Source organism: Oribacterium sp. P6A1 (genome assembly GCF_000702885.1).
Taxonomy (GTDB): domain Bacteria; phylum Bacillota; class Clostridia; order Lachnospirales; family Lachnospiraceae; genus Oribacterium.
Genome location: NZ_JNKO01000018.1, coordinates 15880 through 28466, shown reverse-complemented (window position 1 = coordinate 28466; position 12587 = coordinate 15880). Strand labels below are relative to the sequence as shown.

Annotated in this window: 10 protein-coding genes; 7 read left to right on the top strand and 3 right to left on the bottom strand. The window is 44.2% G+C overall.

Annotated elements, in window-relative coordinates:
- Positions 1 to 151 precede the first annotated feature (151 nt).
- Positions 152 to 694, bottom strand: coding sequence for a hypothetical protein (locus T515_RS18030; protein WP_242839369.1), 543 nt, complete (start codon positions 692 to 694; stop codon positions 152 to 154).
- A gap of 495 nt (positions 695 to 1189) precedes the next feature.
- Positions 1190 to 1765 (bottom strand): hypothetical protein, encoded by a 576-nt coding sequence (locus T515_RS11530; RefSeq protein ID WP_036611230.1) that lies wholly within the window; start codon positions 1763 to 1765, stop codon positions 1190 to 1192.
- Positions 1766 to 2091: 326 nt separating this feature from the next.
- Here T515_RS11530 and T515_RS11525 point away from each other — a divergent pair, with 326 nt between their 5' ends.
- Both T515_RS11525 and T515_RS11520 read left to right on the top strand, forming a co-directional pair.
- A complete protein-coding gene (locus tag T515_RS11525; RefSeq protein ID WP_036611227.1) occupies positions 2092 to 2583 on the top strand; it encodes a hypothetical protein in 492 nt (163 codons plus the stop codon).
- A 381-nt stretch (positions 2584 to 2964) separates the two neighbouring features.
- Positions 2965 to 4695 carry a carbon starvation CstA family protein gene (locus T515_RS11520; protein ID WP_036611225.1) on the top strand — a complete coding sequence of 577 codons (1731 nt, stop codon included), beginning with the start codon at positions 2965 to 2967 and terminating at the stop codon, positions 4693 to 4695.
- 241 nt (positions 4696 to 4936) lie between these two features.
- Here the strand turns inward: T515_RS11520 and T515_RS11515 are convergent, their stop codons facing one another.
- Positions 4937 to 5827: a helix-turn-helix domain-containing protein gene (locus T515_RS11515; protein ID WP_036611223.1), complete on the bottom strand. Its 891-nt coding sequence runs from the start codon at positions 5825 to 5827 to the stop codon at positions 4937 to 4939.
- A 267-nt stretch (positions 5828 to 6094) separates the two neighbouring features.
- Here T515_RS11515 and T515_RS11510 point away from each other — a divergent pair, with 267 nt between their 5' ends.
- The 5 genes from T515_RS11510 (at position 6095) to T515_RS11490 (ending at position 12407) form a co-directional block, all read left to right on the top strand.
- Positions 6095 to 6673 carry a YcxB family protein gene (locus T515_RS11510; protein ID WP_036611222.1) on the top strand — a complete coding sequence of 193 codons (579 nt, stop codon included), beginning with the start codon at positions 6095 to 6097 and terminating at the stop codon, positions 6671 to 6673.
- 88 nt (positions 6674 to 6761) lie between these two features.
- Positions 6762 to 7811 (top strand): TRAP transporter substrate-binding protein, encoded by a 1050-nt coding sequence (locus tag T515_RS11505; protein WP_036611219.1) that lies wholly within the window; start codon positions 6762 to 6764, stop codon positions 7809 to 7811.
- 114 nt (positions 7812 to 7925) lie between these two features.
- A complete protein-coding gene (locus T515_RS11500) occupies positions 7926 to 8414 on the top strand; it encodes a TRAP transporter small permease (RefSeq protein WP_051671675.1) in 489 nt (162 codons plus the stop codon).
- The gene (locus T515_RS11495; protein WP_036611217.1) at positions 8414 to 9733 is read left to right on the top strand and encodes a TRAP transporter large permease; all 1320 of its coding nucleotides are present in this window, start codon (positions 8414 to 8416) and stop codon (positions 9731 to 9733) included. The genes T515_RS11500 and T515_RS11495 overlap by 1 nt, the downstream gene beginning before the upstream one ends.
- A 178-nt stretch (positions 9734 to 9911) precedes the next feature.
- Complete coding sequence (locus T515_RS11490; protein WP_036611213.1) at positions 9912 to 12407, top strand: TIM-barrel domain-containing protein; 2496 nt, start codon at positions 9912 to 9914, stop codon at positions 12405 to 12407.
- The last annotated feature ends 180 nt before the right edge of the window (positions 12408 to 12587 follow it).

Sequence of the window (12587 nt, the reverse complement as noted above, 5' to 3'; positions counted from 1 at the left end):
CCGTAAAATCACTCACATTTCGAAAAGATGATTTCCGTAAAATCACTCAACTTTAAATTACAGTGAAATAATGAAATGAAAAAACCGGGAGTGGCAAGCTCCCGGTCCTTTCGGAAAATAAAAAAAGAGAAAAGGTAAGATAAACAATCCTTTATGCTTTTGTATCAAATACTTTTCCCAGACCTGTATCTTCTGCGAGACTTTGAGATGCGGTCTTTTCAACGGGATAAGCAATTTTTGTTGAGGTTTCGCCTCCGGAAACATAAGTGGTTCCGCACTCCGGACACACAGCGGTTTTTATACTAACAGAAGCCTGTAATACTTTTCCGCCCCTTTCTTCTGCCTTCTGATAAGCATTGGTCACATGTTCCTGTTCATGAGCTCTGACCATCGAAGGAGCTTCACTTACGGAAATGTGTGATGCGGACTTAAAAGAGACATCCATCTCGTTAGATCCGTCCTGATATTTGCGTTCTTTGCAGGTCTTACACTCGGAAGGAGAACTGATACGTCCGGTTTTTACGGTATCTGAATCATCCAAAGCAGTTCTCTGAGAGTTTTGTCCGTAGCCGTTCTGGAACTGTCTGTAATTCAAATAACCCTGGGCGCCACCGTAGTAGGCTTTGAAATATCGTTCATAGGGGTTACTGTCAGAAGATTCTGATCCGACAGCACCGATTGGGTTAATAGCCATATCGCTCCTTTCCAAAAGTCCGAAAAAATCACGATCATATAAAATCGAACTTTTATATTTTTTACATCAGATTATGTTGAGTCACGAACCAAGGTTTAAATCTAAACTAATTATACCACACAGAGGGGGTATCCTGTAAAGTTTCGGCACACACAAAATGAAGAAAAATTAAGCAAAAATATAAGAAAAACGAAATGAAATTTTGATAAAGAAAAGTTTATGAATTATATATAAAAAGATTATAAAAACGCTTAAAACGCAGTGGTAAAAGCAAGAGATTGTGCTATAATAAATCCATAAATACAATATGTAGACATTGTTGACGCGCTGTGACCAATCCAATGGCAGTGCACGGTACACTAAATCCGCATGGTTTTTCCTCCTCCCCATTAGAAAAGCTTTGCGGATTTTTTATTTTCTCAGGGTATAAATATAAAGCCGGGCTTTCGCTGCCAGCCCGGCATTGTGTTTTAAAAAATCTGTAATACCGCAAAATTATGACGCTGAAGTGCTTGTGTTCATATCAGCAGGCTGCTGTGCTGCTGTAACAGCCGATGCTGTAGCTCCGTCGTAAGAAGTGATCTCAACCATATCACCTACTGAAAAGCTGCTTATAAGAGTGCTGTCTACTGTAAAGGTCATAGTAGAAGAGCCGCCCATCTGTCCACCGTTTGCTCCGTCTGCAGGAGGTGTTTCGATTTCACCTGAAGCATTTGTAGGAGGTGTAGGTGGAGTCTCTGTTTCACCTGATTCATTTGTAGGAAGTGCAGGTGGAGTCTCCAGCTCACCGGATGCATTTGTAGGAAGTGTTCCGTCAGCGGACATTGCTGCGCCTCCCTGGCCCATTTTCATTCCGCCTCCCATGGTCTCTATGGTTACAGAACCGCTTCCGATAGCTGTGATCTTACCCATGTACATACCGTTATTCATAGGTGGCTGAACACTTTCTGCAGTTGTGGAAGTCACATCTGCAAATGATGCTATAGCTCCGATGGAAGCTACTCCGAGCAATGTGCAAATTCCGATAACTGCAGCTGTTTTTTTCATATTAATGTTTCCTGTTTTCTTCATTTTGATTCACCTCGTTTGTTTTATTCGTAATAATAAAAGGTGAGTGTCATAAATATTTTTCACTCACGTATGATGCGAAACATATACACCTTCCTGTGTAATATGCCATTACATCATGATAATGTTTCTGTGGGGCGTAATACTGTTCCGCCTCCGGATGATGCCGTGTATGCGTTTTTGAGAGCTGTGTTGTTTTGCAACATCTCTTGCATCAACGCGTTGAGTATATGTCATGAAGCTGTAATGAGACTGAAAAAACTGTCGAAATAAAAACTGTGGGAAAATGGCGATCGATTTAAATTCTGTCTTATCAAAGGGGTGGAGTTATGACATATAGTGCGTCACAGTTATTTAGGATTCTGGTAAAAGATTTTTCACTGCTGGATTTTGAGATTGCTCTATCCAATAATCCGCATTTCCGGGCAGTTCCCATAACATGGGATGAAATCAGTATTTCCGGAAATGATGTAATCGTAAGGCATCTTGATGAGGAGATAGTTATCACTCAGTCCTCGTTTAAGATGATGAGTGTGAAGGCCTGTATCAGGGACAAAGATAATTTTTATCCTATATTATTTTATGAAGATGATGCGGTTTATATCACTTTCAGTGAAGTTCCGGACAATCTGGACGGGGATAAGCTGAGGGATGCCATTACTGAGGATATCTTTTATGAAGTGTGCAGTTATCTGAATATCAATACCAGAAAAAAACTGATAGAGTTCCTGAAAGGCGGATACAGGTATTTTAAAAACAACAATCAGATAGAAGATGACTATGAGCTTATCAGCGACACTCAGTATGGAGGAGACTATTGATTGAGTGTAAATACGGAACGCAATAAAAGTTGAGTAATATTACGTTAAAGTTGAGTGATTTTACGCTGCTTTGAGAAAATATACTACCGTATGCCGGGGGGTGGCATTAAAAACTCCCGGTCATACGGTATTTTTTTACGTATTTCCCTTATTTTAAGGCGAAAAATATTTGCATTATAAAAATGACCGTAAAAAAACTCACTATTTAAAAGCATGTGATATTCATACGTAAATTTACTCAAATTTCAAGATCACTCAACAGTATCAAAATGGATATAATGAAACATAATATCTCGGATAACATAACTGTATGTCATGGCTCGACGCTTTGGTGCTACTCTATAGGTAATACCAAAGTTTCTTTATAGGGGAGGGGCTGAAATGAATAGTTTAGTTATCTTACTTGTTGCAGGTATTGCGTTGCTGGGAGGATATCTCCTTTACGGCAGATACCTTGCAAAAACCTGGGGCATCGATGAGAAAGCAATTACACCGGCCACAAAGTATGAGGATGGAGAGGACTACGTGCCATCTTCAAAGCTGACAGTATTTGCACATCAGTTTTCATCAATTGCCGGAGCAGGACCGGTTCAGGGACCGATTCTTGCGGCTGCCTTCGGATGGGTGCCATGTCTTCTCTGGCTTCTGTTCGGCGGCGTTTTTTTCGGTGCTGTTCAGGATTTCGGTGCTATGTATGCATCGGTAAAAAATGACGGAAAGTCAATCGGCATGGTTATCGAGAAGTACATCGGAAAAGCAGGAAGAAGATTCTTCTCACTGTTCTGCTGGCTTTTCACATTGCTGGTAATCGCAGCATTCACATCCATGGTATCAAGCACATTTAACGGCTTCACAAAGGCTGCAGACGGAACTACAGCTCAGAATTTTAACGGAGCTGCCGCTGCTACCATTTCAATGTTGTTTATCTTCGTAGCCATGGCCTTCGGTCTTGTTGAAAAACACTTCAAGAACATGAAGGAAGGCGTAAGAGTTGTAGTAGCCATCGGACTTCTTGTAGTTATGTTCGCAGTAGGAATGGCTATGCCGATGTATCTTACAGCACCGCAGTGGAACTACGTTATCATGGCATATCTCTTTGCGGCATCCGTTATGCCTATGTGGCTTCTCATGCAGCCGAGAGATTACCTTACTACATTCATGCTTCTTGGTATGATCATCGGAGCTGTTCTCGGACTTGTTGTAGCCCATCCTGAGATGAAGCTCAATGCTTTCAACGGATTCGTACTCACGACAGCGAACGGTTCACAGAGCTACATTTTCCCGACACTGTTTGTTACCATCGCCTGCGGAGCGGTTTCAGGTTTCCACAGCCTTGTTTCTTCAGGAACATCTTCAAAGACTGTAAAGAATGAAAAGGACATGCTTTGTGTCGGATACGGAGCAATGGTAGTTGAAACACTTCTCGGTGTCTGCTCACTTCTTGTTTGCGGAGCCGTAGCTGTAAACGGTGCAGTTCCTGCAGACCTCACACCCTTCCAGATCTTTTCACAGGGTGTTGCCGGATTCCTTTCAACCTTCGGAGTTCCAAACAGCATTGCCAATGTTTTCATGACCATGTGTGTATCAGCCCTTGCGCTTACATCCCTTGATTCAGTTGCAAGAATCGGAAGGATGTCATTCCAGGAGCTTTTTGCAAGTGACGAAACAGACAAGTCAAAGATCCCTGCATGGCAGAAGCTTTGCCTCAACCAGTATTTTGCAACCACCATCACACTTTTCTTCGGATATCTCCTTTGTCTCGGTGGATATGCCAATGTCTGGGCACTTTTCGGATCTGCAAACCAGATGCTTGCAGCTCTCGTACTCATCGGTATTGCAGTATTCCTGAAGGCTACAGGACGAAATGGAAAGATGCTTTATGTTCCTATGGGAATAATGCTTACAGTGACCTTCTCGGCTATCATTCTTAACATCATCGGAAATGTCAAGGCGCTTTCAGCAGGTACAGGCACCTTCCTCGTAAACGGATTACAGCTCATAGTTGCAGCATTCCTTATCGTTCTTGGTGTTCTTGTAGCAGTAACATGTATCAAAAAGCTACTTGCGACAAAGGCAGAGGTTAAAAATGATACAGCCACAACTGCGGCATAATTAAATTCCCAAGTGCAATTTTAACCACAGAATTAGGATTCAAAACCGAATATCATTATAAAAGGTGCTGTCGCTTAGATTGTTGATCCAGGCGACAGCACCTTTTCTGTAATAGATTATGTTAAATTTATCATAGTTGCTTTGTATCAATTATCAGTCAATGATTACTTAACCCTCTTCATTGAAGGCGTAAGTCTGAAGGTTTATCCGGCTTTTTTCTTCCGTATCAAGCGGAACACTATTATTTTTCCTTAGCCCCCTCCAGAGACTTTAGGTACTGTGTCGGGCTCATGTTGTGCATTTTTTTAAAGCTTCTGGTGAAACTTGAGTAGTCGGAGAAACCACTGTAGGTACAGGAATCCATGATGCTTTTTCCTTCCCGGAGGAGCTGGTGGAAGTGCTGCATACGAAGCTCGGTGATATAGGAATGAATGCTCTTCATGGTATAGCGCTTGAAGAGTCTGGAAAGATGTTCTCTGCTTGAGAAGGTATCTTCAGCAATGTCGTAAACCGTAAGCTCGGGATCGGTAAAATGCTCCCGTATGTAGGATACGGCCTGTTCCACAAGCTGGTTTTTGGCCAGTTCCGGCGCATGCTGTTCATGAAGACTCTCGGTCATATATATGAAAAGAGTACGAAGCATGTTGCTGCAGAGCAAGAGCCGGCTGTCGGGATCTTTGATATTTCTGCTGAGGTCCATCTGCTCGAAAAATGAGCGTATCTCCCATGCGGCAACGTCCGAGGTACTGAATACAAGAGGCACCTGGAGTCTGCAAAGCTCATGAAAAGGTTCCGCTGAAGAAACATTATCCCAGAAAGACTGATCGATCTGGGCGAGAAGACGATCGGATACATCAGTGGAAATATCATATTTTCCATAGTGATAGATATCCGCCGGAAGTACTATAAGCTCTCCTTCGTTAAGATGGATCAGGCTTCCGTTCACGGAATACATTACTCCGCCGTACAGAGGAAGTATCAGCTCGTAATATGGATGAGAGTGTACCACTGACTGCACATTGGTACGGTTTGTATACCATGTTATGACTATGGGAATAGGCAGCTTTTGCGTGGCTTCGCCCTTTGTAAGGTGAGAATCCGTAATATGGTTGACTTTGTGGTGTAATGACATGATGTTTCCTCTGTACCCGGGAGCAGGGACTCATCGGGATGCCTGTATCTTAAAATTTATCCTTAAAGGCGGACGCTTATCACATGCGTCCGCCTGTTGTATTTTCACTGGTGAAAATAATAACAGCCCATATCACATTTTGCAATATACCTGTCACATACGAATATACGAAAAAATAAACTTGATGATAGAATTGGGGCAAATATGAACAAACGAAAAGTTTGGAAAAGTCAAAATCACAGCAAATTCACGAAGGGAGAGAAGCGTATGAAAAAATCCTCTGTATATTTTGAAGCAGAAACCGTATTTAACGATGATGCTATCAGATGGATGTTTCAGGCTGAATATTACAGCTATGAACGTTTGAAGATTCTTTTCAGGGCAGGTCTTGGATTGCTTTTACTTCTGGCGGCTTTTTTCCTGGTGAAGAGCACTGCAGTAAGAGGCGTACTTATGCTGATAGGGTGCTGGTTTATGGTCAGTACCGATTTCCCCGGAAGGATGAGGGCTGAACAGGTCATTGAGTCCAGAAAGGGGCAGACAAGCCTTGTACGATACCGGTTTACCGGTGATGCGGTGCTTATCGATCAGACAGGAATGAACATTCCTTATGAAAAGATAGACCGGATGCTTGTTGATAAGAGATGTTTCTACCTTTTCGAAAGCCGTCAGAATGCAGTCATGGTTCCGAGAGGAATCTGGACTCAGGAAAAACAGCAGAGATTTGTAGATTTTCTTTCTGAAAAAACTGGCAAAGAATGGAAACAAAGCAGAAGCATGCTCAGCATGAATCTACGAGACCTGCTGGATATGATCCGCGACAGGCATGTTGAAAAAATCTCTTGATAAGAGGGTTCTGTACGAAACTGTACGGGATGTAAAGAATTGTGGGTGTCCCGCAAAATGACATTCACGTTATCATTTGGAGGGTAAGATGAAAAAGAACAGAATTGTAGCATTGGCAGGAGCGATCCTTATGACAGTAAGCATGGCACTTACAGGATGCGGAGGATCAAATGCATCACAGACAGCAACACAAGCAGCAGCCGGCGGTGAGGCATCAGGAGAGAAGACCTTCAACATTAAGCTCGGTCACAACATGGCTGAGGATCATGCAGTTAATATAGCACTTAAGGGCTGGGCCGATACAGTTAAGGAGAAGTCAAACGGAACCATCAATATCGAGGTAGTTCCAAACGGTGTTCTCGGTTCAGAGACAGATATGATTTCACAGATCCAGGGCGGCGCTCTTGACATGGCAAAGGTTTCAGCAGCAACACTTGGAAATTTCTCTAAGGCTTATACAGCTTTCTCAGTTCCGTATCTTTTCAATGACAAGGAGTCATACTTCAAGGTACTTGAGAATCAGGACCTCATGAAGGAAGTATATGATGCAACAGCTGATCAGGGATTCCGCGGCTTTACATGGCTTGATTCCGGCGCACGTTCTTTCTACACAAAGGACAAAGAGATCAGAAAGCCTGAAGATCTTAAGGGACTTAAGATCCGTACCATGGATTCACAGATGGCTATCGATATGATGAACGCACTTGGCGGTTCAGCAACAGCTATGGGCTACGGAGACATTTACACAGCTATCCAGCAGGGCGTTATCGACGGTGCAGAGAACAATGTTACTGCTCTTCGTGATCACGCTGACGTTGCAAAGGTTTACAGCTACGACATGCACACCATGATTCCTGATATCGTTGTTATCTCAGAGAAGGTTTGGAACGAGATGAGCGACAACCAGAAGCAGATCATCAACGAGACTGCAGCAGAGATGTCTTCAAACTACAAGCAGGCATGGAAGGAGTTTGAGGATCAGGTAATCAATGATGTTAAGGGCAAGGGCGTTACTTTCGTTGAGGATGTTGACATCCCTGCATTCCAGGAGGCAGTAAAGCCTATCTATGAGAAGCTTCAGAAGGATGAGCCTGATACATACGCTCTTTGCGAGAAGATTCAGGCTGCTCAGAAGTAATCATTAATACAAATCATAGACTGATCAGTACTGTGAGTACATGAGGTACGGGGTTCCGCCCGGGGGCTGAAAAAGCTTCCGGCCGGGGTCCGGCAGTTGGAAGGATGGATCATTTTGGAAAAAATAGATAAATATCTTACACTTGTCATGCGTTTTCTCATGGCAGCGGCCATGTTCGGCCTGCTTGTCTTCGGAACATGGCAGATCTTCACTAGATGGGTTCTGAAAGATCCATCTACCTTTACAGATGAGCTCCTGAGATATCTTCTCATCTGGGCTTCATTTATCGGTTCTGCTTACTGCTTTTATAAGGACCAGCATCTGGCACTGGATCTGGTGACCAAGAAGGCAAATGGCGGTTTCAAGCTTGTTCTCAATATCTTTATCGAGGCAGCTATCATTTTCTTCGTAGTATATGTTTTCGTTATGGGCGGAGCAAAGCTTCAGGGTAATGCTACCAACTATTCTTCGGTAATGCGTATCCCCTTTAAGACATTGTATGCAATCCTGCCATTGTCAGGTGTATTTATCATCATCGCAAGAGTACTAAAGTATGCGCAGATTTTTATGAAGAAGAATAAAAAGAATGGAGGACAGGAATAATGGGCGTTATACAGGCAACAGTTCTTCTGTTTGGTTCTTTCTTCGTGATGCTTCTCGGAGGTGTTCCCATCTCTGCAGGCATCGGAATTGCGTCTATCATAACAGCTCTTGCAAGCGGGATGGATTTTTCCATCTTCAGTCTTACAGCGGCACAGAGATGCTTTTCCGGAGTGGATTCATTCTCACTTCTGGCCCTTCCTTTCTTCTCATTGGGCGGCAATATCATGAACAAGGGCGGTATCGCAAAGCGTCTCGTTCGTTTTGCCCGTCTCTTCGTTGGAAAGGTTCCGGGATACCTTGCAGCTACAAACGTTCTTGCAAACATGTTCTTCGGTGCTGTTTCAGGATCATCAGTTGCGGCAGCATCAGCTATGGGTTCCATCATGGGACCTCTTGAGAAGGACGAAGGATATGATCCTAACTACTCAGCAGCAGTTAATATCTGTTCAGCTCCTACAGGAATCCTTATTCCTCCATCAGGACCGCTGATCCTTTATTCCATCACAGCCGGCGGTGTTTCCGTAGCAGCTCTTTTCATGGGCGGTTATATACCGGGTATCATGCTTGGTGTATTCGTAGCAGGTATCGCTATCATCATGGCAAAGAAAATGGGATACAAGACTTCAACAATTGTTGAGACCGAGTCTCCATGGAAGGTTGCTTTTGATGCTATTCCTTCACTTCTTGCGGTTATCATCGTTATGGGTGGAATCCTCGCCGGATTCTTCACAGCAACAGAGGCCGGAGTTGTGCTTTGCCTCTACTGCGGAGTTCTGGGAATAGTTTATAAAGAGCTTCATGCCAAGGAATTCTATGAGCTCCTTGCTGACACTATGGTAAGTTCCTCCACCATACTCTTCCTGATCGCATCCAGCTCCATCATGTCCTACGTAATGTCTTATACAGGAATTCCTGCAGCCATAAGCGCCGGACTCATGAGCATTTCCAACAACCGCTATGTGATCCTGTTCATCATGAACCTCTTCCTCCTTATCATGGGAATGTTCCTGGACCTCACTCCTGCGGTTCTGATTTTCACACCGATCTTCCTTCCTATTGCAAGAAGCGTCGGAATGAGTGATGTACATTTCGGTGTCATGCTCATTATGAACATGGGTATAGGTTCTGTAACTCCTCCTGTAGGTTCCTGCCTCTTCGTAGGATGCGGAATCGCCAAGGTAGGTATAGAAGGTGTAACAAAGTATATCGTAAAGATGTTCGCAGCCATGGTTGTTGCGCTGCTTCTCGTAACATTTATGCCTATATTCACTATGCTCATACCTTATCTCTGCGGACTTGTACCGAGCTTCTGGTGGTAAGAAGCATTATCAAGCTGTGAGTTCTTATTTTGCCGGTATCTGAATTCTGACACAGCGATGTGTCATGAAGGGGTAAAGTGCAGGATAATTCAGATTTTGAGCACAGCCTGCATTTACGATGTCGATAGACCAGAGAAGTGCAGGCTGTATTTTTATACCCAAATTTGAGAGGAAAGTTATGGAAATCTGTTCAAAAGTTAAAAATATAGAAAAAATTAACGGAGCTTATCTGATCCATACGGATAATGCTGACATCAAGCTGTATTTCCTGAGTGATGACCTTATCAGGTTAAGAGCATCTTTTTCCGGGGAGTTTCCCGAGGAGTCTTATGTACTGATGAAGACAGCCTGGGAGGATCGTCTGGATCCTTTATTTGAAGGAGAAAGAAAGAGAGTGGAGCCGGTGGAGCCGGAATTCACTGAGACTGATGAAGAGCTTCTTTTTGAGACAGGAAAGCTCAGCTTACATATAGGAAAAGCCCCCATTACCATTTCGGTGAAGGATTCTGACGGAGCAGTGCTTTACAGCACAGAAAAGCTTAGTCCTTTTACACTGGATTCGAATCGCCGTATCACTAACTACTTCCGTATGAAGGAGGATGACTGCTTCTATGGTTTTGGTGAGAAGGTGGGAGGCATTAACAAAAACAAGACCTTCCTTCGTCAGCGTGCAACGGATGCCATGGGATATGATGCGGAGAAGATGGATACCCTTTACAAGCACATTCCGTTTTTCATCCGTCTTGACAGAGAAACAAAGAAGGCAGTGGGAGTGTTCTTCCATAATTTCTATGAGTCTGTTTTCAACATGGGCTGCGAGAAGTCCAATTACTGGCCGAGATATGCTTACTGGCAGGCAGACGGAGGGGATATAGATATGTTCCTTCTTGCGGGAGGCACCATAAAAAAGGTTGTAGACCAGTATACAGAGCTTACCGGCCGGCCGGCACTTCTTCCTAAGCGTGCCATGGGTTATCAGGGTTCCTCCATGTACTATCCGGAGCTTGAGAAGGACAGTGATGATGCGGTTCTCGATTTTATCGATACTGTACATGAGGAGGGCTTCCCTATCGACGGATTCCATCTTTCATCAGGCTACACAAGCTATCAGAATAAGCGCTGTGTGTTCACCTGGAACAGGGAAAGATTCAAGGACCCCAAAGCTTATTTCAAGGCAATGAATGAAAAGGGCGCTCAGAATGTTCCGAATATAAAGCCTGGCATACTCCTCATGCATCCTTATTTCGAGGAGTTCGAGAAGGGTGATGTTTTCGTTAAGGATTCAAAGGACCCGAAAAAGACCGCCATCGGCATGTGGTGGGGAGGCGAAGGTGCCTTTTGGGATTACACTAAGCCTTCTGCAAGAGAGCTTTGGAAGAAATATATGAAGGAAGCTCTCATCGAGGTTGGAACAAATTCCATCTGGAATGATAACTGCGAGTATGACAGCCTCATGGACAAGGATGATATCGTTGACTTCGACGGAAAGGGCGGCACCATCGGACAGCTTAAGCCAATCATGAGCACCCTTATGTGCAAGCTTTCAAACGATGCGGTGCGTGAAAATGATCCATCAGCCCGTCCCTATTCAGTATGCCGTTCGGGAAGCGCAGGAATTCAGCATTATGCCCAGACCTGGTGCGGGGATAACTACACAAGCTGGCAGACACTGAAGTACAACATCCCTATCATTACAGGTATGGGTTTAAGCGGTCAGCCGAATGAGGGTGCGGATATAGGAGGATTTGCAGGACCTGCACCTGAGGAAGAGCTTTTCGTCCGCTGGGTACAGCAGGGAATTTTCCAGGCAAGATTCTCCATTCACTCTGCATCCAATGACAACACTGTAACCGAGCCATGGATGTTCCATAATTCAACTGATCTCGTAAGAGATGCCATACTGCTCCGTTACCGTTTTGCTCCGTACCTCTACTCACTTGAGAAGGAAGCAACATTGACAGGTGCTCCTGTGATGAGAGCTCTTGTATATGAGTACCAAAATGATCCTGAGGTATATGAGAACAGTTTTGATTTCCTCTTCGGAAGGGATATCCTGGTTGCCAATGTTTTGGAAAAGGGCGCATCCACCCGCCGTGTCTATCTTCCTGCCGGAAACCGCTGGTATGACTGGAATGACAACTTCCGTTGCTACGAGGGCGGTCAGACCATAGAGATTCCTGTTGATATGTCATCCATTCCTATGTTCCTTAGAGAGGGTGCCATCGTGCCGAAGGCTGAGAACCAGCTTATGAGCATGGAGAAGGACAAGGTCACAGATCTTCTTCTCACGGTTGTTCCCGGGGAAGACAGAGAGTACTGCATGTACGAGGATGACGGTGTGTCCAATGCCTATAAGGAGGGACAGTACCTTACAACAAAGATTTCCATGAAGGGCAACAGTGTTGTGGATCTAAGTTTCTCACGGGAAGGGGATTATGAGGACAGCATCCGTACTGTGAAGGTTGAGATGGTAAAGAAGGAGAGAAGCCCGTACTGGGTAAGCCTTTCCGGAAGGAAGCTTAAGCACTTCCTGAACCGTCATCAGTTCGAAAAGGTTGCAGAGGGCTGGTACTACAGTCAGACCAAGAGAAGCGTGGAAGTGAAGTATGAGAATCCGAAAGAGGATTATAATCTTAAAGTTTCTTTTGAGGATTTTGATCTCATTGGGATGTAAGAAACTGTTCAGCCAATGATATGAAATTCAACAGTATATCCATCAGAACCCGGGCGCTTCGGCAGAAAAATCTGTAAGCGCCCCTTAAGAAGCAGTAATCCCTGGTCAATCGCCAAGTTTTCTTTGATGAAAACTCCGGCGTTGACCAGGGAGTCAAGGAAAAGGGATAACTGCTTCTAA